Source organism: Clostridium sp. HCS.1, assembly GCF_047900555.1.
Lineage (GTDB): Bacteria > Bacillota > Clostridia > Clostridiales > Clostridiaceae > Clostridium.
On record NZ_CP170704.1, the window covers coordinates 2,572,959 to 2,596,500 of the forward strand.

Annotated in this window: 18 protein-coding genes and 1 other annotated feature; of the genes, 4 read left to right on the forward strand and 14 right to left on the reverse strand. The window is 25.6% G+C overall.

Annotated features, from left to right (window positions below; translation table 11 throughout):
- Positions 1-39: 39 nt before the first annotated feature.
- The 8 genes from ACFYH6_RS12310 to ACFYH6_RS12345 form a co-directional block, all read right to left on the reverse strand.
- Positions 40-3,417, reverse strand: coding sequence for an AAA family ATPase (locus ACFYH6_RS12310; RefSeq protein ID WP_416178725.1), 3,378 nt, complete (start codon positions 3,415-3,417; stop codon positions 40-42).
- A gap of 116 nt (positions 3,418-3,533) precedes the next feature.
- Positions 3,534-4,700 (reverse strand): SAM-dependent methyltransferase, encoded by a 1,167-nt coding sequence (locus ACFYH6_RS12315; RefSeq protein ID WP_316342110.1) that lies wholly within the window; start codon positions 4,698-4,700, stop codon positions 3,534-3,536.
- A 58-nt stretch (positions 4,701-4,758) separates the two neighbouring features.
- Positions 4,759-5,592 (reverse strand): deoxyribonuclease IV, encoded by an 834-nt coding sequence (locus tag ACFYH6_RS12320; RefSeq protein ID WP_316342109.1) that lies wholly within the window; start codon positions 5,590-5,592, stop codon positions 4,759-4,761.
- Positions 5,593-5,782: 190 nt separating this feature from the next.
- Positions 5,783-6,154, reverse strand: coding sequence for a hypothetical protein (locus ACFYH6_RS12325; RefSeq protein WP_416178726.1), 372 nt, complete (start codon positions 6,152-6,154; stop codon positions 5,783-5,785).
- Between the two features lie 91 nt (positions 6,155-6,245).
- A complete protein-coding gene (locus ACFYH6_RS12330; protein ID WP_416178727.1) occupies positions 6,246-8,213 on the reverse strand; it encodes an acyltransferase family protein in 1,968 nt (655 codons plus the stop codon).
- 150 nt (positions 8,214-8,363) lie between these two features.
- Positions 8,364-9,758 carry a L,D-transpeptidase family protein gene (locus ACFYH6_RS12335; protein WP_416178728.1) on the reverse strand — a complete coding sequence of 465 codons (1,395 nt, stop codon included), beginning with the start codon at positions 9,756-9,758 and terminating at the stop codon, positions 8,364-8,366.
- Between the two features lie 153 nt (positions 9,759-9,911).
- A complete protein-coding gene (locus ACFYH6_RS12340; protein WP_416178729.1) occupies positions 9,912-10,850 on the reverse strand; it encodes an L-lactate dehydrogenase in 939 nt (312 codons plus the stop codon).
- A gap of 148 nt (positions 10,851-10,998) precedes the next feature.
- Positions 10,999-11,382, reverse strand: coding sequence for a VOC family protein (locus ACFYH6_RS12345; RefSeq protein ID WP_316342104.1), 384 nt, complete (start codon positions 11,380-11,382; stop codon positions 10,999-11,001).
- Between the two features lie 158 nt (positions 11,383-11,540).
- Here ACFYH6_RS12345 and ACFYH6_RS12350 point away from each other — a divergent pair, with 158 nt between their 5' ends.
- Positions 11,541-12,176: a hypothetical protein gene (locus ACFYH6_RS12350; protein ID WP_416178730.1), complete on the forward strand. Its 636-nt coding sequence runs from the start codon at positions 11,541-11,543 to the stop codon at positions 12,174-12,176.
- Positions 12,177-12,265: 89 nt separating this feature from the next.
- On the opposite strand, the gene ACFYH6_RS12355 is transcribed toward ACFYH6_RS12350, so the two are convergent.
- Positions 12,266-14,218 (reverse strand): GTP-binding protein, encoded by a 1,953-nt coding sequence (locus ACFYH6_RS12355; RefSeq protein ID WP_416178731.1) that lies wholly within the window; start codon positions 14,216-14,218, stop codon positions 12,266-12,268.
- A gap of 22 nt (positions 14,219-14,240) precedes the next feature.
- A complete protein-coding gene (locus ACFYH6_RS12360; RefSeq protein ID WP_416178732.1) occupies positions 14,241-15,026 on the reverse strand; it encodes an EcsC family protein in 786 nt (261 codons plus the stop codon).
- Between the two features lie 356 nt (positions 15,027-15,382).
- Between ACFYH6_RS12360 and cplR the strand changes: the two genes are divergently transcribed.
- The gene (gene cplR / locus ACFYH6_RS12365) at positions 15,383-17,026 is read left to right on the forward strand and encodes an ABC-F type ribosomal protection protein CplR (protein WP_416178733.1); all 1,644 of its coding nucleotides are present in this window, start codon (positions 15,383-15,385) and stop codon (positions 17,024-17,026) included.
- 124 nt (positions 17,027-17,150) lie between these two features.
- On the opposite strand, the gene ACFYH6_RS12370 is transcribed toward cplR, so the two are convergent.
- Positions 17,151-18,284 carry an MFS transporter gene (locus tag ACFYH6_RS12370; RefSeq protein ID WP_416178734.1) on the reverse strand — a complete coding sequence of 378 codons (1,134 nt, stop codon included), beginning with the start codon at positions 18,282-18,284 and terminating at the stop codon, positions 17,151-17,153.
- A gap of 291 nt (positions 18,285-18,575) precedes the next feature.
- On the opposite strand from ACFYH6_RS12370, the gene ACFYH6_RS12375 reads away from it, so the two are divergent.
- A complete protein-coding gene (locus tag ACFYH6_RS12375) occupies positions 18,576-18,746 on the forward strand; it encodes a hypothetical protein (RefSeq protein WP_316342098.1) in 171 nt (56 codons plus the stop codon).
- Between the two features lie 302 nt (positions 18,747-19,048).
- Positions 19,049-19,789: an NADPH-dependent oxidoreductase gene (locus ACFYH6_RS12380; protein WP_416178735.1), complete on the forward strand. Its 741-nt coding sequence runs from the start codon at positions 19,049-19,051 to the stop codon at positions 19,787-19,789.
- 142 nt (positions 19,790-19,931) lie between these two features.
- Here ACFYH6_RS12380 and tyrS read toward each other — a convergent pair whose 3' ends face one another.
- The 3 genes from tyrS to ACFYH6_RS12395 all read right to left on the reverse strand — a co-directional run bounded on the left by tyrS (position 19,932) and on the right by ACFYH6_RS12395 (position 23,496).
- Positions 19,932-21,143, reverse strand: a complete 1,212-nt coding sequence (gene tyrS / locus ACFYH6_RS12385) for a tyrosine--tRNA ligase (RefSeq protein ID WP_416178736.1) — start codon at positions 21,141-21,143, stop codon at positions 19,932-19,934.
- 113 nt (positions 21,144-21,256) lie between these two features.
- Positions 21,257-21,524, reverse strand: a binding site (T-box leader).
- Positions 21,525-21,620: 96 nt separating this feature from the next.
- A complete protein-coding gene (locus ACFYH6_RS12390) occupies positions 21,621-22,991 on the reverse strand; it encodes a DUF4179 domain-containing protein (protein WP_416178737.1) in 1,371 nt (456 codons plus the stop codon).
- Positions 22,975-23,496, reverse strand: coding sequence for an RNA polymerase sigma factor (locus ACFYH6_RS12395; RefSeq protein WP_416178738.1), 522 nt, complete (start codon positions 23,494-23,496; stop codon positions 22,975-22,977). The genes ACFYH6_RS12390 and ACFYH6_RS12395 overlap by 17 nt, the downstream gene beginning before the upstream one ends.
- Positions 23,497-23,542: the final 46 nt, after the last annotated feature.

A 23,542-nucleotide genomic window follows, 5' to 3' on the forward strand; every position in this document is an offset into this window, starting at 1 on the left:
TTAGTATGTCCACTTCTAAACATAAATTTTAATATTTATTTACTTATTGTATATATTTTTGAGAATAAACTTTTCTTTGCTTTTAATTAAGTCTTCTGTCATTATTAAATTCATTTCTTTGTTATTTATTCTGGTATCACAAATTCTAATGCTTTGTTCTCTAATTAAAATATCTAAGTATTGCTTTACCATAAGGGCATTTTTTAAGGTTAAATCCTTATTCCCATATAATTCATCTATTATATTAGTCAATTCTATTCTTGAATTTTCATCTAAAATATATCCCTTATCATTTAAAATTCCTAGTGACATATTTATTAGTTCATCTTTCTTATAATCCTTAAAGTTTAACATTGATGAAAATCTGTAATTTAGTTCAGGATTTAAATACATTATTCTTCTAATATCATCTTCTCTTCCAGACAGTGTTAATATTGAATTATTACTATTCTTATCCATAAACTTTATTAAATCTTTTACTATTTTTTTAGAGTATGGTTTTAATAAAAATTCTGCACCATCTATATAAATAACCTTTCCTATTTGTTTATTTAAAACATCTTCAAAGGATAAATTCTTATTTATACACTCTATTGCTTCATCCTTGTTTATTTCTACTATATTTTTAGACTTTACTATTCCCATACTACATAGCGTCTCTGCTAAGATATTTAAAACTGTTTTCTTTCCTGTGCCAATCTCTCCAGTAAAAATTATGTTCATATATCTATTTATATCAGTAGATAAGCCAAGTTTTTTTCTCTTTTCCCTTACCCTAATTAGCTTATATTGATCTCTTAAGAATTCCTTTGCTTCTTCATTTCCAACTAAATTTTTTAAATGCTTTTCTAAATCAAACTCATTATCATATTGAGATGTATTTAGCTTTTCAATATCTTTTGCTGTTATTAGATTTATTTCATATACACTTGTATCTTCTTCTGCTATTCTAATACTTTGTACTCTTATTAAATTTTCAACATAATTTCTTACCATTCTTCCATTTCCAGATTGTGAATCTGAATTTTCATAAATATCTATAAAACTTTTTTTAAGAGAAGCTTGTCCATTTTTAGATAGTTTAAATCCTTTAGATTCAATTAACCTAATAGCCATTTCTAAAAGTTCATTTGGATTATAGTCTTCAAAATTTGTCCATAATGGGAACCTTGATCTTAATCCTATATTTACATCAAAGAAATCTTCCATCTCTACTTGGTATCCAGCTAATATAACTATTACTTCATTAGAGTAATCTTCAACTAATTTTAACAATGTTTCTATTGCTTCTCTACCTAAATCATCATTAGCAAGGGTATATGCCTCGTCTATAAATAATACTCCTCCAAGAGCCTCTTTAAATTTTCCTTCCGTCTTTTTAGCAGTTTCTCCAGGAATATTAGATACAAAACTTGATCTATCACATTCAATTAGTTGTCCAATTTTCAATAGTCCCATACTGTTTAACATCTCGGCTACTAATCTTGCAATACTAGTCTTACCTGTTCCAGGGTTTCCTGCAAATACCATATTTAAGTTTTGTTCTATTTCTGTATTTACTCCAACAGACTTTCTCTTTTCTTGAGCTATCAGTAACTTATACTGACTTCTTAATAGCTCTTTTACTTCCTCTAACCCTATTATGTTCTTTAATTTCTCTTCTAAATCAAATTTAGCGTTAGTCTTGAAATTAAAATCTTCTCTTTCTAGAAGGTCTATTTCACTTTTATTATTATTTAAATACTTCCTTGATGAGAAGATTATTGCATTTTCAATAATATTTCTTACGAATCTTGCATTACCTAAATCATTTTTACCAGTAAGCTGATTCCTTGTAAATAAATCTATAAGATCATTTTTAACATTTTTAGAAATTCTATATCCTTTAGATTTTGCAATTTGAATTGCTATTTTATACATTTCATTTGGAGTATAATCTTCAAAATGAATTATGTTAGGGAATCTTGATTTAAGTCCTTGATTTACACTTAAAAATTCTTTCATATCTTTTTCATAACCAGCTAAAATTACTGTAAGATTATTTCTATTGTCTTCAATTCCTTTTATTAATGAATCAACTATTTCTTTTCCTACCTTATCATTTTCTCCTACATACAATGAATATGCTTCATCTATAAATAGTACTCCACCTATTGCAGAAGTAATAATATCATTAGTTCTTTTTGCTGTTTCACTTATATTTTCTGTTATAAAATCTGCTTTACTTACTTCCACTAGCCTTCCTTTAGTTAATAATCCCAATGCATTTAAATATTCATAAGTAATTCTAGCAGCATTAGTTTTTCCAGTACCTGCATTACCAGCAAAAATCATATTTAATGAAATATACGAAGTCTTTAATCCAAGCCTTTTTCTAATGTTTTGAACCTTTTTATTATTTTCTACATTTAATAAAAATTCCTTTAATTCTCTTAATCCTATTATAGATTCAAGCTTATACTTTACTTCTTCTAAAGTAGGTATTGAATATTTATTTAAGTTGTATTTAGAATCATTAGCTTTACATCTCAAGCCATTATCTTCCACATATATTAATAATTTTTCACCTTCACTTAAATTTTCTTTTTCTATTAAACTTTTAATTGGGCTTGTAAATTTATATCTTATATATTCTGTAATGGCAAAACTTCCTCTTTTTCTAAAATAATCTTGTAGATACTGACACACAGAATACTTTTCATTTTCTCTAACATTATCCTTATAACCTAATAGTAATTGAATTCCATAATGATTTTTTATTTCATTTATTTCCTTGTTAAGCTTTTCCCTTATAATATTATTTTTTTCCTTTTCAGTAAGTTCCCTTGTATATAAAACCTTATCTACATTTTTTAATGAAGACTGAACATAATCTTCTAATTCAATTTTTTCTTCATAATTATAGATAAATATAAAAAATTTATTATGACAAACAATTTCGTTTATAGTGTTATTTTCTTCTTTTTTTGCTTCCACCAAAAAGTTATTTTTCACTATATATCTATTATTTAATTTTATACAAGAATTAGGATAAATCTTAGATAATAAATTTAAAAGTTCATTAGATGCTTTTTCAGTATTTTTAAATATTACACCATAAGATGAAGTGTTGTTTAATACTTCATATAAATCTGTTAAAAAAGCATTATACCCCATATTAAAATTATAAGATGCTAAATCAATCTCTTCTACCTTTTCATTATTTATGATTTTTTCTTCTTTCAATACTTCAAATACACTTCTAATACTTGCCTTTTTAAAAGTATTTTTTTCACCAGCTACTAGCAATATTCCTTTTTCATTTTTATAGACCTTTTCTATAAAATATTCTGCTAAATCTCTAAAGTATTCCTCTTGTGCTATATACTCATTATTTAGCTTTATTTCTATTTTTGTTTTTAATTGACTCTTATCCATAATTCTCCTCCTTGGCTTTTTAATATTACTATATTATAAATTTAGTTTTGTTAATAAAATCTTTCAAATTTAATATAGTAAAAAATGCTGCACTTAATTAAGCGCAGCATTGCAAGTTATATCAATTTATCATTTTTTAATAGATTTAATAATGTAGGATTAAAATTAAATTCCTTAATTAAAGCATCCACTTCCCTTAAAGATTTTTGTCTCTTATCTAGAGAAATCTTGCTTTTTGAAGCTCTAATTAGTATATTTTTGGGAGAATGGGCTATATCTATAAACTCTAAAAGTTGAGTTTTATATCCTACAGCTTCTAATAAGTTTCCTCTAACTGCATCTGTCATAAGTGCAGAAACCCTTTCTTGAATTATACCATATTTTGATATAATAGATAAAGATTCAGGTTGAATTTGAGCGTTAAATTCATGTTGGCAACATGGAACAGAAAAAATCATCTTTGCATTCCATTTTACAGCATTATATAGAGCATAATCTGTTGCAGTATCACAAGCATGTAATGTTATTACCATATCTACATTATTTTCATATTTATAGCCGTTTATATCTCCTAATTCAAAATGTAGATTATCATATTTATATCTTTTTGCTATTTCATTACATTTTTTAATTACATCTTCTTTAAGATCTAATCCTATCATTTTAACCTTTATATTTTTAATTTCTACAAAGTAGTAGTATAATACAAAAGTTAAATATGACTTTCCACAGCCAAAATCTAAAATTGTAAGCTCTTTATAATCATTTTTCTTTATTTCATCATCTATTATTTCAATAAATCTATTTATTTGTTTATACTTATCATATTTTGAATTAATAACCTTACCTTCTTTAGTAAATACTCCTAAATCTATTAAAGGTTCTATTATCATGCCTTCTTTTAATATATAATTTTTTTCTTTGTTATGACTTTTATTAACTATGTTTTTATTATTACCTTTCTTTTTGCCTAAGAATACCTTTCCTTTTTTAGATATTTTCAAGTCAAAAGTTATTTCATTAGACCAAGCAGATACTTGTTTATAATTATTATTTACTAAATTAATTAGTTCTTTTTCTAAATCCTTAGCTTCAATATTTTCATGAAAAACTTGCTTATCTGTAAATTTTTCTATTTGATAATATTTTTTGCCCTTATTATTTATCTTTTGCTCTATATTTATTTTATTATAAGCAAACTCTTTATTTATTTTATTACTAATTACAATCTTTATTATTTCTTCACTTAATATTTCTTTAATAGACTTTATTAAATCTTCCATTAAAAACACACCTTTCTAACTATGAATTATCATACACAAGAAAGAAGTAAATATCAAGCTACTCTTGATATTTACTTCTTAGTAATTCTATTTCTCTTGCATATCCATCTAATTCATTTGGTGTTTCAAGGAAAAATGGTAGATGTTTAAGCTTTGGATGGTTAATTATATTTGTTATTGCATCTAAGCCTAAGAATCCTTCCCCTATTTTTTCATGTCTATCTTTATGGCTTTTAAATGGATTCTTACTATCATTTAAATGTATAGCCTTTAATCTATCTAAACCTATTATCTTATCAAATTCTTCTAGAACTCCATCTAGGTTATTTACTATATCATAACCTGCATCATAAACGTGACAAGTATCTAAGCATACACCCATTTTGTCTTTTAATTCAACTCTAGATATTATTTCTGCTATTTCTTCAAAGGTTCTTCCAACTTCAGATCCCTTTCCTGCCATTGTTTCTAATAAAACAGTTGTAGTTTGCTCTTCTCTTAATACATTATTAAGTAGTTCTACTATATAGTTAATTCCTATTTCTACCCCTTGCTTTACATGACTTCCAGGATGAAAATTATATAAATTATTTGGCATAAATTCCATTCTTCTTAAATCATCTTCCATCATTTCTCTTGCAAACTCTCTTGTTCTTTCATCTGCTGAACATGCATTTAAAGTATAAGGAGCATGTGCCAAAATAGTTGTAAAATTATTTTCTCTTGCTATTTTTAAAAGCCCTTCCATATCATTAATATCTATATCTTTTGCCTTTCCACCTCTAGGATTTCTAGTGAAAAATTGAAAAGTATTAGCTCCGATTTCTAAAGCTTCCTTCCCCATATTTTCAAATCCTTTTGTTGTTGATAAATGACATCCTATATTTAACATTATTTCCTCCATAGCTTTGTTGTCTAATATTTATATTAATTTTTATTTTAATTAACTAAATAATACTATAAGCTTTAGTATTATGGCAAGTATAAAGAATAATATCTATTATTTAATATTTTCTTTTACTTTTAAATATAAAAAAGTCAACCTATATATGATTGACTTTTTAAATGATTATATATTTTATTTAAGTTAAAAATGTTACTATGACAGATAAAACCCCACCTATTAATAAAGAAAAAGTGCTTAATGAAAACCCAATATCAATCTTAGCTCCTGATTTTTCCTTTTCCATTTTTGCTATTTCCAAATTTGCATTAGTTATATATTGTGCATTATTTTGTCCTAATCCCTGCATAGATAATCCCATAGGATCACCTGAAATAGATGCAAAAATCCCTCCAAAGACTAAAACTAATCCTTCAATAAACAATATATTTTCAAAGCTTTTATCAGGTGATATTTTAGTTATTATAAATCCTATTAATGCTGCTAATCCAAGCCACACTAATCCCCAAATTATAGATTTTACTAATATATTTACTATTCTATTTTTCATAAACATCCCCCTTTTTACCATTATAACATTTTTTTCCTAAACAGGATATAACAGCCTGTATCATTACAACAAATATATGCTCTTTTTATTGTTACTTAGATATTTTTTCTACTTTATATCCTTCTTTAGTTAAAGTTTCTAATATACCTTGTTCTCCTGTTACTGATATATCAGATAATACCATAAAATATTCTTTATCTTCTTTCATATATTCCTTTGCTTTTCCAACATAAATATCTTTTTGTTTATTTAAAAAGTCACTATAAACATTATCAATGTTTTCATTTAATTCTTTATATTCCTCTTTATTACTATCATCTAAACTTTCATAAACATAATCATATTTATTTAGAGCCTCGTCATCTGCACTTTCCCATAATTCTATAAATTTTGTTATATTTTCTTTATCTATATACTTATAATATTTAGTTAACTTAATAAATTCATCTCCTACTTTTTCTGAAGCTTCTAAAGAATTCTTAAAATACTCTATTGGCTCAACCATATAAATAGTTTCCTTTTTCTCTTCTAAAGCTAAACTTGACAAGTAACCTTGAGGAGAATATTTAAAAAGCGTAGCATCTTTATCTATAATATACTGTTGAAGTACTATAGAAATTATATATGCCTTATACTTTTCTAAATTTTTAAATTCTACTCCAGCATCTTTTGAAACTTCTTTTAATATTTCTATAGCCTCCTTTGATACATGGTTTTCTATGGAATCATCAGAGCCATAGGTAAGTATATCCATAATGTTTTTATCCTGCATATTTATTCCTTCTGTCTCAAGTACTATGGCTTCGCTATTATCAAAAGCTTCTTTTACTACTGGATTTAAAGGATACATATCTTTAGTACCAAAGCCAAAGCTTTGATAAATATATATGCTACTATTATCATCACTAACTTTATATAAAGGTCCAATTATATCTGTTGGTTCTCCATTTGAGTTATATAAATCAGCTTGGTTATTAGCTGCTTGACTATTTTTATTTGTATTATTTGTAAATAAAAATACTAAAGATAGTATTAATAGTACTGTTGTTATTCTTCTTTCCCTTTTTATATTATTAACTGGGACTTTTACTTTTCTTCTTGCGATTAAATATGCTATAAGGGTTGAAATTAATGATACTTCTAAGAACATTAAAATTGTATTTTTTGATCCCATATACATCATTACTATAAGCATTATAGTTTCATGAACACAATAAATCCATAAGCTCATCTCTCTAAGTATATTTGATGTTCTTTCATTTATTTCTATATTCATATTTAATAGCCATATAAATATTACTGGCACTAATAAAAGAATAGACATATACATATTGGTATCAAATGAAATACTACTTAGATTTAAGAAATATGCTTCAAGTGCAAATATAATTGAAAATACTATAAGACATATATTTATTATATTTTTACTAATCTTAATATTCCCCTTAGCTATTAAAGCTCCAAGAGTTACAAAAGGTATACTAAATGTTATCCCATTTCTAGTATTTATAAATATATTATTATAAAAATTTATTACTACTTCTAAAGGAGTATTTTTTATTAAGCCAAAATAACTATCACCTAGTAGCCCAATAATGTATAATAAAATACTTAACACTATTAATGGTTTTATCCAATTTTTCTTTAAAAATATACTTAATAAAACCACCGCAAATATTATAGCAGGTATATACCATAAGCTTTCAGTGATTCCTCCAATAAAAATATACTTAATTTTATAAGCAAGATCTCCACTTAACCTCATAGAAACATAAGGCATAATAAGTATTATATCTATCAAAGATATTAGCAAATATATTAAGCCTATTCTCTTAACAAAACTTTTAACATATCCATTCTTTGTAATATTCTTAACCATAAAGTATCCTGTTGAAATAAAGAAAAAAGGTACTGCTATTCTAGATATTCCTTTAGCCACAATATTATTTAATCCTAAATTAACGCTTGCAAAAACTGAAGTGTGGAGTGATATTACTAGAAATGCACATATCACCCTCATAATATTAATTGAATCATATCTCTTCTGATTTTCTTCCATCATTCTCTCCCCTTACAAAATTATAATTTTTATTTATAATCCATATTATACCACTTATAAAAGCATTTACCACATTAAAAAGTACCAAATACTATATAAGTATTCGGCACTTCCTTCTATTCTTCGACTATTTTTTTATATTAAATAATTCTATTCCTCATAACATATAACAGGAGTTCCTGCTTCTATATTTTCAAATATTTTTTTAGCTAAACTTAATGGTGAATTTACACATCCATGAGTACCATTATTTTGATATATGTTATAACCAAAAGATGATCTCCAACTAGCATCATGAATACCTATATTTCCATTAAAAGGCATCCAATAATTAACCTTTGCTTCATAACCAGGTCCTCTTAATATAGCATCTTTTTGTTTATAATTAATCATATAGGTTCCCTTAAGTGTTGAATACCCCTTTCTTGGATCTCCTGTAACTACACCACCTTCTGCTATAACTTTTCCTTCTTTATAAAACCATATATATTGCCTTGATATATTTATTTCAACATAAGTATTTCCTATATCATCTTTATCTCTATATAAAGCTTCTTGACTATAAATAGGCTCTTTTTCTATATTTGCACCTAATTTAATATATTCATTAAGTAGCTTTTTTTCTGCCGTTGAATTTATCTTCCATCCATAATAACCACCTTTCACATCTACAGTCTTTCCTGTAGATGTTTTAAAGCTTCTAGTTATTCCAACGGTATTATATTTATTACAAAGAGATGTTATGTATTCGCTTAAAGCTTTTTCATCTAAAACAACATCTAAATCTTCATTTATAGAAAGCCAATTTTTTATAGTATCAGCCTCTAAAATTTCCTTATTTTCTCCAAATAAGTAAGTTACTTTTGTAGATATATATTTGTTCAACAATTCTTCTGTTTCCATGGTTTTATCAGAAACACTTGTAAATGTAGGTTCTTCATAACATCCTTCTTCATTTATATTAAATTCTCTATAACCTTTATATATAGCTTCACTTAATAGTTCTTTAAATTTATCTTTATCTATTTTATTTCCATAAACCTCTGGTTCAATTACATAAATACCATCTAAATAGTGAAATCCTACATTAATTGGATTTTCTATTTTTTTTGTTAAAATTTCTAAACTATCAATTAATGAATCTAGTTTTACTTTATCGAAATCAATTAGTCCTTCTATAAAATATTCTTTTTTACCTATTAAGGAACCACCCCACATAATTGAATTTTGTTGCTCTTTTATTTCATTTCTAATATCTTTTTTATTAAAAATTATACCTATATCCTTTCCATTAATTATTTCACTTCTTCCATCTCTACCTATTATTTTTATACTATATTTATTTATTGACTTGTAAAAAATTTCATTTGCTACATTATAATTTTTTAGAGATAAATCTACTCCATTCACCTTAGTATTAATAAAAAAATGATTAATAAAAAACAATGAAAAAATTAAATACAATAAAGTTATTGAGCATAAAAGAATAAATATTTTTCCTAAAGCTTTATTTTTTAATAATCTATTTATAGTTTCTCTTGTCATACAAATTACCTTTCAAATAAAATATTAACTAATCTATAATATGTATAACTTTATTGTTTTAAAACTTTTATAATAATTTATATAAATTAAAAATAGCCTATAACATACTTTTATAGCTGCTATAGACTACTCTTGATTTTTTTATATTAATATCTAATTTTCATTTATTCTATCTATATATTGCTTCATTAAATTAGCTGATGAAACAAATTTTTCTTTTTCCTCTTCAGAAAACTCAATTTTTAGTACTTTTTCAACTCCGTTTTTGCCTACTATTGTTGGCACACTTAAATAAGTTTCATTTACTCCATAATAGTCATTTAATAAAGTTGAAACTGATAATATGGTTTTTTCGTCCTTTAAAAATGCTTCAACTATTCTTGTTAATACAGCTGCAACTGAAAATGCAGTTGCTCCTTTTCTATTAATAACTTCGTATGCCGCATTCTTTACATCATCTGCAATAACTTTTTCTGTAGCTTTATCCCATTCAATTGATAATTGACTTGAGAATTTTTCAATAGGAATATTTCCAATAGTTAATGATGACCATGGAACAAACTCACTATCACCATGTTCTCCTAATACATAACCTTGAACTATTCTACCATCTACTCCAAAATATTTACCTAATAAACTTCTAAGTCTAGTTGTATCTAGTACTGTTCCTGATCCAATAACTCTTTCCTTAGGGAATCCTGATAGTTTATAAGTCATATAAGCTAGTATGTCTACAGGGTTTGAAACAACTAAAAGTATTGCATTAGGACTTAACTTTGCTAATGTTGGTACAAAGCTTTTAAAAATTTTATAATTTTTATCAACTAAGTCTAATCTAGTTTCTCCAGGTTTTTGCGCTACTCCTGCAGTAATTATAATGATGTCTGAATCCTTAGTATCTTCTAAAGCTCCAAGTGTAACATTACATGGACTAGCCAAAGCACTTCCGTGCATTAAGTCTAACACTTCACCTAATGCTTTTTCTTGATTAATGTCATTAATGACTATTTCTCTAGCAACTCCCTTTTGTAATAAGGCAAAGGCAGTAGTAGCTCCAATTGCTCCTGCACCAATAATTGATATTTTACTCATAAATATACACCTTCATCCTTTTTAGAATAATTTATCCACTTATATTATATCTTAATTAATAATAAGTATCAATTGTATATAATCTATATTATTTTATGCAATTAATAAGAAAAAAATCTAGTAACTTTTTCAAGCTACTAGATTAATATTATTTTGCTCTTATTACTTCTACTTTATATCCATCTGGATCTGTTACAAAGTAGTATGAAGGTTTAGTTCCAGGAAGACCTTTAAAAGGTGTTACTTCATATCCTAAAGCAACATGCTTTTCTCTCATAGCTTCTAAATCTTCTGCTTCTACTGCTATATGACTAAATCCATTACCTATTTCATATGGTTTTTCAACATCATAATTATATGTTAATTCTATTTCATATCCGCCTTCTTCATTTGATAAATATACAAGGCTAAATTTATGTTCTGGAAAGTCTTTTCTTCTAGTTATAACTAAGCCTAGAGCCTCTTGATAAAATTTTAAAGACTTTTCTAAATCCTTCACTCTTATACAAGTGTGTAACATCTTTACTGACATAACATTTCCTCCCAATGAAAATTTTTCTACCTCCATTATATTCATATTAAATAAATTTATCAACCTTTAACTATACATTTATATCAATTTACTTTTATTTCAATTTATCGTAAAATTAAATAAATACCCCTTTATTATGGATATTTTCGGAGGATATAATGAAAAAAAATAGCTTGTTATTTATACTAGTCCTTATATTATCATTAAATTTAATTAGTTGTACATCTATAAAAAATACAAAGGATGAAAATATAAATACTAAAGAAACTAAGCCTAAAGAAGAAGTAGTACAAGAAGCAGAACCACTAAAAGAATTTGAAGCTTTAGGAAAAACCTATACTTTTTCAAAAGACTTATCTCAAATAGAAATAGGATCTAATATTTATGATGATCACCAATCAATGCACTATACTTCTGGAGAGTATAAAGAAATTGATTTTATTAATGATTTGTTATACTTATATCTTAATGAGGATTCTTCAGTTTATTATTATTTAATTTCATATAATCCTTCTATTGATAAAGGATATACAGATATAACTGAAGAAGATAAAGAAAAACTTATTAAAGATTTAAATTCATTAAGACAGCAAATGGAGCTTACTTCAGGTGAAGAAATGGTTGTGAGACTAGATAAGGTTACTTATGAAGGAAAGGATTCTAAAACTAATAGTGGAGAAACCTTTAAAATAAGAGTTGCAATATCTAGAGCTTATGCAACTGTAGTTCCTTGGAATTATTTTACCATTACAGTTTTTGAAGAAAATAATAAGCTTCTTGCTCATTTATTCTAAATTTAAAATAACCTATTAATAAAAATAGGTGGTATATTCGTGAATTTTTATATTTATTAAATCCACTTAATATATCACCTATCTCCTTTTTATATTTTTTTAATTTCACAATGAATATATTCCTCTACTTCTTTCCAAGGTACTACAAATCCCTGTCCCTTTGAACAAAAAATAGAGCTAGAAGAATATTCTATATCAGCATTTTTATCATAACCTAGTCTTTCTATAACTTCTTCTTTGTTATGGCAAATATCATACTCATCAAAAATTAAATTTATACTACCTTTTCCCTTAGTAAAGGTAAGAATTTCTTCGCTATACTCCATAAAAGTTGATACTGGTCCTCTACCTGTTATAGTGACTTTATTTAATTTTGTCTCAGGTGGATTAAAGCTTCCATGTAGCCTTTGTATATCTGAAATTACTCTGCCCATATAATTTAAATCAACATCTATTTTAAACTTATAGTAAGGTTCTAAAAGCACATTTTCACTTTTTTCTAATCCTTGCCTAATAGCTCTAAAAGTAGCCTCTCTAAAATCTCCACCTTCAGTATGCTTATTATGAGCTCTTCCTGTTATTAAAGTAAACTTTATATCTGTAATTGGTGACCCTGTTAAAAGTCCATGATGACTTCTTTCAAATATATGAGTTTTAATTAAATTTTGATGTCCAGTAGTTAAATCATCTGCATGACATTTATTTTCAAAAGTAATTCCTTTTCCTCTAGAATTAGGCTCTAATTTTAAATGAACTTCCGCATAATGCTTTAATGGTTCAAAATGGCCATAGCCATAAGCTTCATCTTTTATAGTTTCTTTATACATTATTTCACAAGGTCCAAAATCTATCTTTATATTAAATCTTTCATCCAATACTTCCTTTAATACTTCTAATTGAATTTTCCCCATAATAGAAACCTGTATTTCTTGTAAAGCTTCATTCCAAATAACATTTAACGCTGAGTCTTCACTTTCTAATATTCTAAAAAATCTTAGTATATCTTTAACATTATAACTTTTATCAAAAATAACTTTTGACATTAATGTTGGAACCATATTAAATATTATATCATCTTTTAAGCTTCCAATACCTTCTCCTGCATTAGCCATACTTAACCCAGTAACTGCAAAAACATCTCCTGCTACTACCTTATCTACAGTGGTGAATTTACTTCCATTATATACTCTTATGCTACTTATTTTTTCTATTATTTCAGAATCTCTTCCATAGGATACTTCATCCCTAACTTTTAAACTTCCATTTAATGCTTTTATAAAAGTAAGTCTTGTCCCATTATCATCATGTTTTATTTTATATATTCTTCCTGAAAATACACCTTCTTCATTATAATTACTGATAGTTAAATCATTAAAAATACTTAAAAAGTTTTCAATTCCTTGGTCTTGAAGAGCACTTCCAGATAAGCATGGAAATACCTTGCTTTCTTTTATAAGACTTTTTAGTCTTATAATCCAATCTTCTTCATTATAATCACCATTAAAATATCTTTCTAAAAGAATCTCATCTCTTTCTGAAACAAATTCTATTATTTCCTCATTTAATTCATTTAAATTGTCTATATAACATATATCACTAGTTAAATTCTCTTTTATTTCCTCAATTATTTTTTCTAAATTAGCCCCTATTCTATCCATTTTATTAATAAAAAAGAATGTTGGAACATTATATTTTTTAAGTAAAGTCCAAATTGTTTCTGTATGTCCTTGTATTCCTTCTACTCCACTTACTATTAAAATAGCATAATCCAAAATACTTAATGCTCTTTCCATCTCTGAAGAAAAATCTATATGTCCAGGAGTATCAATAAGATAATATTTAGAGTCTCCTATTTCAAAAATAGCTTCATCAGAAAATATAGTAATTCCTCTTTCCTTCTCTATGTTATGAGAATCTAAGAAAGAGTTTTTATGATCCACTCTTCCTCTATTTCTAATACTATTTGTATGATAAAGTAATTGTTCTGAAAATGTTGTTTTTCCCGCATCTACATGTGCAAGTATCCCTATTGTCTTCTTCATTTAGTCACCTTTCTAGAAAATATTAGTATTTCTTTAAATATCTCTTCTTATATCTAATTCTTGCATATTTGCTTACCTTACTTATAAATTGATAATTAGTAACTCCACCTATTACACCAACTATAGGTAGGCCTTGAATAAATTTAGTAACTAATAAGCTATTTGACAATACCTTAGAGGTTTCTTTTATTTCTTCATCTAAAATATTTTCTATATCTAATCCTAATATAATTTTATTTTCTATATTATTTAATTTTTCATTATAAATTTGTTTTTCTTCTTCGCTACTTAATGCTACATTAATTAAATTTAAGATATAAATTTTTTCTTCTTCCTTTTCATAATTAAATCCATAGCTTAAAGCAATTTCATAGACAGTTTTTAATATCATTGATATAAATACTGGAATGTCAGGTATTCCGATTCCTAAAAGTCCTAAACCTACCCCTTCAACTGTTGAAATAGTTGAATTAATAAGTTTACTTTTTTTCCCTTGAGAATCAATTAATTTTAAGCTTTTTCTTGTCATTCTCTTATTTAAAGAATAATCATTAATCTCATGATCTAATTTTATTTTTTCCTTATTATATAACTTTTCAATATACTTACTACCATTTTTTATAACTACCTTAAAAGCATTATAAAAAGCACTTTCTAATGTTGATTTTAATTTATCTGGAATTTTTCCCTGGATTTTCTCAGATATAGGAGATATTTTATCCTTAATAAGCTTATTTTTCTTCTTATTAAGTATTTTATTTTCCTTCTTATTTAATTTATTAATTTCTTTATTTATAAATTTACTCATAATCTCTACTTCCTTATATATGATTATAATAATTATATCATTTTAATTGGAAAGCTGAAATTACATATTATTTTAAATTCTTTCAATATTTCTCTATCTAAAATGTAAAATCTTATATATAATATACTTGAAGATATAATTTCTTCAAAATAAATATTTACTCAAGGAAAGGTAAAGGTAATTTCAACAATGAGAATGTAATCTACTTTAATTAATTTAAGTGCATATAAAAATAGTCCTTAGGCTTTTTTATTATGCGTAAATTTATGGAGAGTAGATTATTGACTATAGGTTTCTTTGTGTTACCTTTTATTTAATGTCTGTAACTCTCTCCCCAAATAGGAGGGATTTTTTTTATGCAATTAGCATTATTAAATAATGTAAAAAAATATTATGGTGATAGATTATTATTAGATATAAAAAAACTTGAAATTCAAAAAGGAGATAGAATAGGCTTAGTAGGTGAAAATGGTTCTGGTAAAAGTACTCTTTTAAAACTCCTAATAGGTGAAGAGGAAGCTGATTCAGGAAGTATCTACTTAACTAAAAGTTTTTCTTATATTAGCCAAGTGGAAAATCCTAAAGAAGATAGCTCTTTAAATAAAATAAATAGCTTATTTAATGCTCCTACTGAATATAGAGACTCTCTCTCTGGTGGAGAAAAGGTCAAGCTTAAAATTTCTAATGCATTAAGTGAAAATAAAGAACTTATAATTGCAGATGAGCCAACTTCTAATTTAGATAGTAATAGTATTGAAACTTTAGAAAAAATGTTTAAAAATCATACTGGTTCCTTTATCTTAGTTTCTCATGATAGAAATTTTCTTGATGCTTTATGTAATACTATAGTTGAAATTGAAGATGGAAAATTAAATGTCTATAAAGGAAACTATACTAAATATTTAGAGTTAAAAGAATTAGAAAAAGAACATGACAAAGAAGAATATACTAAATATATAAATGAAAAAAGAAGACTTGAAGAAGCAATAACTGTTAAAGAACAACTTAGAAATAATATAAAAAGAACTCCTAAGAGAATGGGAAATTCAGAAGCAAGACTTCATAAAATGGGAGGTCAAAAATCTAAAAAAAATATGGATAATAGCATAAAAGCAATTAATAGCAGAATTGAACATCTTGATGTAAAAGAAAAGCCAAAAACAGAAAAACAAATAAAGATAAATGTAATAGAAAATTTAGAATTAACATCTAAAAATCCTATTGAAGTTAAAGATTTAAATCTATTAATAAAAGATAAAATCTTACTATCAAATGCTAACTTTAAAATAAAAAAAGGTAAGAAAGTTGCTTTAATAGGGAAAAATGGTACTGGTAAAAGTACTCTTTTAAAGGAATTAATTAAAAATGATAATGAAAATATTAAAATATCCAATAATGCTGTAATTGGTTTTCTTGATCAAGAACAAAATATACTAAATCAAGATAAAACAATATTAGAAAATATAAAGATTAACTCATCCTATGAAGAAAGCTTTATTAGAATTAATCTTGATGGATTTGGATTTAAAGGTGATGCTGTATATAAAAAGATTTCTACTCTTAGCGGTGGAGAAAAAGTAAGAGTGGCTATATGTAAGCTATTACTTTCTGACAATAATATTATTATCCTTGATGAACCAACAAATTATTTAGATATTAAGTGTATGGAATCTCTTGAAAATGCCCTTAAAAATACTGATAAAACTTTATTGATAGTTTCTCATGACAGAAAATTTATTTCTAATATTTGTAATTCAATATTAGAAATAGAAAATAACAAAATTTGTCAATTTGATGGCAGTTATGATGAATATATAACCTTTAAAACTAAACCTAAGATAGATAAAAATGAAAAAGGAAATAAAGAAAATATATTACTATTAGAAAACAAGCTTTCAGAAGTTATATCTTTATTATCCTTTGAAAATAATATTGAAAAAAAGAATCTATTAGAAGAAGAGTATCTTGATATTTTAAATAAGCTTAAAGCTTTAAGATAAAAGAAAAAGTGTGTAGTTTGTTGCAACTGGACTTACGCTTGCAAAACAAACTACACGCTGATCTTAAATAAATTATAACATATTTTTTTCTAAAATTTCAAAAGGATAATTTCAAAAAAATTTATTATTTGTCTTTATTTACACCAATAAATATCATTGAAATTAGGCTAATTATACTACAGACTATTAAGGATCCTTCTAAAGAATAATTAGCAGCAAATCCTATTACTGGATTAATAACTGCTGAAATTATGCTCCCAAGCATGGAATAAATAGAAAGTAAAGTTGCTCTATCTACAGTCTCTATAGATTTATTCTTAATATCCATAAATATTGGTTCAATAAAAGCCATACTAGTTGCTATTAATGCTATTCCAGTAAAGGCTAAAAAACCTTTTCTAATAAATATCAAAGCAAAAGAACTTATAAAAATAACCATAATAAACAATTTTATAGTAGTTTTTTGTCCAATTTTATTTGTTATTTTATATGATTTAATTGATATTAATTTAATAATTTGAATAGCCGCTAAGATTAATCCAAAATATTTTACATCAATATTACTTTTTATATATATTCCTTGATTTAAAAATACAGTTATACTTTGAACAACTTCAGTTACTAAGGCTATGGCAATTACAAATATCAATATATTTCTTTTTTGTAAAATGCATTTCAAATTTTTGATTATTCCTACGCTTTCTAAAGATTTTCCCTTAACATCTTTTAAGAGAAAAGATAATAAAAAAGCAACTCCATAAGGTATTATTGTATAAAATGCTGCCAAATCCATAGATACATTAATAATAAATGTAGATAAGATTGAACCTAATAGAAAACCTAAATTTGAAAAGAAATCATATCTTGCAAAAGCTCTTTCACTATTATCTTTTTCATCTAATGAAAGAAATAATAAGGCAGAGTCACATCCTGATAAACCTGATATTGAAATAGCTAATAGCAATCTTTCAATAAAAAACATAAAAAATGAATCTGCTTTGAAAAAAATTATTTTAGAAATAAAAAAGATAAAATTAGCTAATATCAAGGTTCTCTTATATCCAAATTTATCAGCAAACCTTCCCCAAGGAATTTCTAATAATATAATTAATACCATATAAATAGATTCTATTAAAAATATTTGTGATATAGATACTCCTCTATTTTCTCTATATATAGTTGCAATTGGAGCATAAAATATCAATCCTTGCAAAAATATAATAATATTTAATAAATAAATGTTTATTCTTTTATTCAATTTAACAATCCCTCCTAAGACACCACAAATAAACCTTTTAAAAAGGTTATAAAAACTATCTTAGGTAATTGTTAAATAGGTCTAAACATCTTACTATCCTCCAATAAATATTATTTTTTATTTTCTTACATACATTATACCATTTTCTTGCATTTAATTACTATTACCTCTAAAAAATATTATTCTTTACTAATATATAAATAGATACCTTGAAAGCCTCTATTTATATATTATTTTTTATTTTTTTGTGGAAAAACTAATAGAGATAATTTATATAGGAGGTAATTTAATATGGATAACAATAAGAATAGGCAAAAGGATCGTCCTAAATCTAATGCTGAGCTTAGGAAAATGTATTCTGAATCTGGAGCAGAAATAGGAATTGAAAATGGTAAAAAGAAAGGCTCACATTCTAATGGTAAAAAATTTACTAAAAGATCAAAGCTATCTCACAATAAGTGATACAATAACTTCTCATATTTTTTAATTATATGTTGCACCTCTACATATTAATTAATAACTTTCTTTATATAAATATGAGTTTACCTACTATTGTTATGATACTTAAAATATAAAAGTACTTTATTTTAGATTATCTAATTTGAAGTACTTTTTTTATAAGTATCTATTTTTATAATATCTTAATAAAATGTATTATTAAAATTAAATTGCATTAAATTAAATTTAAAGCTATTGATTTTCATTCTTAATAAGACTATAATTCCTTAATAAGAAGAGAATATAAAAATGAAGGTGAGATATAAATGAATAACACAATAGAAATAATTCAAAATCATAGATCAATAAGACAATATTTAGATAAAGATGTTTCAAATGATATAATTGATGAAATAGTAAAATCTGCTCAGGCTATGCCAAACTCTATAAATGGTCAACAAACATCTGTAATTGTAGTTAGAGATAAATCTAAAAGAGAGAAATTAGCAGAGCTTACTGGAAATCAACGTTATGTTGCAGAAGCACCAGTATTTCTTGTTTTTGTAATGGATTTTTATAGAACATACCTTGCTGCTAAGAAAAATAATGTTGAGCAAAAAATTAATGAATATGTAGAAGGTATTGGAGTTGGTTCTGTAGATGTTGGTATAGCTTTAGGTGCTGCTACAATAGCTGCTGAATCCCTTGGACTTGGTGTTGTTCCAATAGGTGGAATAAGAAGAAATCCTGAAGAAGTTATTAAGCTTTTAGAACTTCCAAAATATACTTTCCCATTAGTTGGATTAGTAGTTGGTCATCCTGCTAATAATTCACATAAAAAGCCAAGAATATCTTTTGATAGTTTTAGGCATTTAGATAAATATGATAGAAAAGCTGTTGAAGCTTCAATAGATCCTTATGATGAGGTAATGGCTGAATATTTAAAAGAAATTGGTAGATATGAAAAAGAAAAAAATTGGAGTTCTTTAACATCTGCTTTATATATGAATAACTACTATCCTACTTTTAAAGATTCCTTAGAAAATCAGGGTTTTTCTACTAAATAAATATTGTAATAATTTTTAACACTACTATAAAACTTTTATACTACACTCTTCATATAATTATATTGACCTATAGTCATATAATTATATGAAGAGTGTAGTTTTTTTATTTATAAATAATCAAGTTTATTTTTATATTTATTATTTAATTATTTTCTGAAAATATTAGTCTAAGAAACTTTTTCTTTCCTATTTTCAATACATCATTATTTTTAATATTTATATCTAAATCTTGTATTTTTTCACCATTTAACTTAATTCCGCCTTGAGCTAATAATCTATTGAATTCCTTTTTACTAGGAACAAAGTTTTCCTTTATTAAATCATCAAGAATATCTCTTAATGTACTACCACTAAAATTTAAATTTGGAATATTATCTGGTATTTCTTTTTTTGAAAAGGCTGTATTATAGAAATCTATTGCCTCTTCTAATTCTTCTTTTGAATGGTATAAAGCAGTTATTATTCTTGCTAATTCAAGCTTAATATCCCTAGGATTCTCTCCATTATTAAGTCTTTCCTTTATTTCTTCTATTTTATCAGGATGTTCATCTGTTGCTAGCTCAAAGTATTTTATTATTAAGCTATCAGGAACTTCCATAACCTTTTTAAACATCACATTTGCTGGTTCATTAACTCCAATGTAATTTCCTAAACTTTTACTCATTTTTTCAATACCATCTAAACCTTCTAATATTGGCATAAACATTGCAATTTGTTGTTCTTGCCCCCTTGTCTTTTGTAAGGTTCTCCCCATTAATATATTAAAGGTTTGATCAGTTCCTCCAAGCTCTATATCAGCTTCTAAGGCTACTGAATCGTAAGCTTGCATTAGTGGGTAAAAGAATTCATGAATTCCTATTGGAACATTATTATTGTATCTTTTTTGAAAATCATCTCTTTCTAACATTCTAGCTACAGTTGTTGTTGCTGCTAGCTTTAATACGTCATCAAAATTCAATTTTGAAAGCCAAGTACTATTAAATTTAACCTCTGTTTTATCCTTATCTAAGACTTTAAAAATTTGATTTTTATAGGTTTCAGCATTTTTTAAGACTTCATCTTCAGTTAATGCTTTTCTTCCCTTTGCCTTTCCTGTAGGATCTCCAATTTTTCCAGTAAAATCACCTATTACTATAACTGCTTTGTGCCCTAAATCTTGCATTTGCTTAATTTTTCTTAAAACAACAGCATGACCTAGATGTATATCTGGTGCACTTGGGTCCAGTCCTAGCTTAATAGTTAATGGCTTATTATTTTTTATTGATTTCTCAAGTTTTAATCTAAGTTCTTCTTCACTAACTATTAATTCTACTCCTTTTTTAATAATTTTTAGTTGTTCCTCTACTGTTTTCATATCTTTTACACTCCTCTTATATTTTTTAATATAAGCAAGCTCTATAAGGATAAGTATTAAAGCCTTTTAATAATTTAGAACTTGTGGGAAAATAAAAACTCCCGTCCCTTATATCAAAGGACGAGAGATAAATCTTCGTGTTACCACCTAAGTTCATAGACAACTCACATTGTCTACCTTTTCGAGTACTCTAGATTAAACTAGGTAATACTCTAGCACTATAACGTGTGCAAGGAATACGTCACAGCCTACTAGGTGCAAAGCACCATTTGGTGTGAAGCTCAAAGATGTATTCGTAATTAGCTTTTCTTGCACCTCTCATCAACCGGTAACTTTCTGTAAGCCTTTCTAATTACTACTTCTTCTTATCATAGCTTTTTATTATCTTATACTCCGAATTATATAAATAATTCTTAGTTATGCTTATTTATTACTATGGATTATAGAACTTCTTTCAAATATTGTCAATATCTTTTATTAATAATCAATATTTAATTTTATAGTTCTATCTTTTTCACTAACATCTAAGGCCTTATCATTTACAATAAAGAACTTTTTATCTTCTCCAATATATAGCTGCCTTCTCATAAATTCATATTTTCTATAATCACTACCTAGATAATCTTTTATATTACTTTTATGAGCTGAAGGTTCATATGAAAAATATCCATCATAAGGGAGTATTTCATAATATAAATATTTATAAGACCATTTCTTCTTATACTTACTCCAATAAGCGATATCTACAGTTTTCTTTCTTTCATTATATTTTAATTCTTCAATAAATAGATTATCATTTATCTTAATGTCATTTATATTACTTTTCATATCTAAATTTAAGCTTTCACTAAAATTTGCTCTTTGTATTATTATTTTTACATTATTAAACTTATCTATAGCTAAATCATTAAGCACAAAATTTTCTATTAGTCTAATTCCATTATCTAATACTTCTTTTTCATCAAATGAAACTACTCCCATTCTTTCTATATTTCTGCCTTCAATATGAGGCATAAAATATATTCCCTCACTAAAGAAATCACCATTGTTTAATTGAATAGCTTTAACTTTTTCAATATCATCTGAAACAAGTGAATAGTCTAAGTTTATAGCCAGTGGACTAACCCTTAAATTATTTACAATAAATTTTACTCCATCTATTTCTATTTCATTATCCTTAGGCTTTATATTTTTCACTTTAACTATTTTAGATTCATCAATATTAATATTTACTTCTTTAATTTCTCCGTCTTCAGTAATTCTTAAAGTGAAAGTTTCTCTGTTTTCTCCTATTTTAAACCTTTCTAAAATTAAAGCATCTCCATTATTATCATTTTGCCCAGCTATACCTATAACTCCAGCAGCTTCTCCATGGAGAATTTCCATATTAGAATTTTTCCCTATATCATTATCTTCTATTGGTGGTTCATCTGTAGGTACAAATATTTCTATATACTTTATATTTCCTTTCATAAAAATAGAAATATATTTATTATCATAAACTATAGCTTCTATAGTTATTTCTTTTCCATTACTAAAAGTTATATTCTTGTTTACCTCTTGTAGTTCTCCACTATCATTAAGCTTTTTTAAATAACTATAATAAGAAAAATATTCATCGTATCCTATTAATTTCTTTATCATTGCTGAAACTGTACTTATATTTAAAATAAGAATAAATGATATAAATAATATTGCAACCTTAATGTATTTATTATTTAAATTAAGCTTTTTCTTTTTTTCTATTTTAGCCCCCTCTAAAGCTTCTTTCAATAAATTTTCAAGTTCTAGTGGCGCCTTTAACTTATCTTCTTTTAAATTTTTTAATTCCTTATCTAAGTCTATCATTTATATCACCACCTATATTTTTTCTTATTTTATTAAGTCCTTTATTAATTCTAGACTTAACTGTTCCTAGGGGAATCTCCAAAAAATTTGCAATTTCTTCATAGGAATAATCTAAATAATACTTAAGCTTTATTGCCTCTTTTTGATTTTCATTTAAATTTTCTATTAATGTCTTTAAATATATTCTATTTTCAGCTTCTTTAAATCCCTCTTCTTCTAATGATAAACCTTCATCTATTTCCTCAAATCTATTATTCTTAAATAATTCCTTCTTGCATAAATTAACTAAAATTTTTTTACTCCATATATAAAATGAACTTAACTTTTTCAACTTTGGAATTTCTTTATATACTACTATTATCATTTCTTGAAGTATGTCTAAAGCATCATGTTCATTTTTCATATAGAAATAGGCTAACTTATAATAATTATCTTTTTCTTTAAGTATTAAATATAAAAGGGCTTCTTTATCTCCATTTATAGCCTTTTTCACTTCTAGTTCCAATCATATTCCCCCTAACTTGCTACCACCTTATATACCTAAGAGTAAT

What these genes read in the sequence shown, in the direction of transcription:
- ACFYH6_RS12310 (WP_416178725.1), bottom strand. Translation starts at nt 3,417, where the DNA reads ATGGATAAGAGTCAATTAAAAACAAAAATAGAAATAAAGCTAAATAAT.
- ACFYH6_RS12315 (WP_316342110.1), bottom strand. Translation starts at nt 4,700, where the DNA reads ATGGAAGATTTAATAAAGTCTATTAAAGAAATATTAAGTGAAGAAATA.
- ACFYH6_RS12320 (WP_316342109.1), bottom strand. Translation starts at nt 5,592, where the DNA reads ATGTTAAATATAGGATGTCATTTATCAACAACAAAAGGATTTGAAAAT.
- ACFYH6_RS12325 (WP_416178726.1), bottom strand. Translation starts at nt 6,154, where the DNA reads ATGAAAAATAGAATAGTAAATATATTAGTAAAATCTATAATTTGGGGA.
- ACFYH6_RS12330 (WP_416178727.1), bottom strand. Translation starts at nt 8,213, where the DNA reads ATGGAAGAAAATCAGAAGAGATATGATTCAATTAATATTATGAGGGTG.
- ACFYH6_RS12335 (WP_416178728.1), bottom strand. Translation starts at nt 9,758, where the DNA reads ATGACAAGAGAAACTATAAATAGATTATTAAAAAATAAAGCTTTAGGA.
- ACFYH6_RS12340 (WP_416178729.1), bottom strand. Translation starts at nt 10,850, where the DNA reads ATGAGTAAAATATCAATTATTGGTGCAGGAGCAATTGGAGCTACTACT.
- ACFYH6_RS12345 (WP_316342104.1), bottom strand. Translation starts at nt 11,382, where the DNA reads ATGTCAGTAAAGATGTTACACACTTGTATAAGAGTGAAGGATTTAGAA.
- ACFYH6_RS12350 (WP_416178730.1), top strand. Translation starts at nt 11,541, where the DNA reads ATGAAAAAAAATAGCTTGTTATTTATACTAGTCCTTATATTATCATTA.
- ACFYH6_RS12355 (WP_416178731.1), bottom strand. Translation starts at nt 14,218, where the DNA reads ATGAAGAAGACAATAGGGATACTTGCACATGTAGATGCGGGAAAAACA.
- ACFYH6_RS12360 (WP_416178732.1), bottom strand. Translation starts at nt 15,026, where the DNA reads ATGAGTAAATTTATAAATAAAGAAATTAATAAATTAAATAAGAAGGAA.
- cplR (WP_416178733.1), top strand. Translation starts at nt 15,383, where the DNA reads ATGCAATTAGCATTATTAAATAATGTAAAAAAATATTATGGTGATAGA.
- ACFYH6_RS12375 (WP_316342098.1), top strand. Translation starts at nt 18,576, where the DNA reads ATGGATAACAATAAGAATAGGCAAAAGGATCGTCCTAAATCTAATGCT.
- ACFYH6_RS12380 (WP_416178735.1), top strand. Translation starts at nt 19,049, where the DNA reads ATGAATAACACAATAGAAATAATTCAAAATCATAGATCAATAAGACAA.
- tyrS (WP_416178736.1), bottom strand. Translation starts at nt 21,143, where the DNA reads ATGAAAACAGTAGAGGAACAACTAAAAATTATTAAAAAAGGAGTAGAA.
- ACFYH6_RS12390 (WP_416178737.1), bottom strand. Translation starts at nt 22,991, where the DNA reads ATGATAGACTTAGATAAGGAATTAAAAAATTTAAAAGAAGATAAGTTA.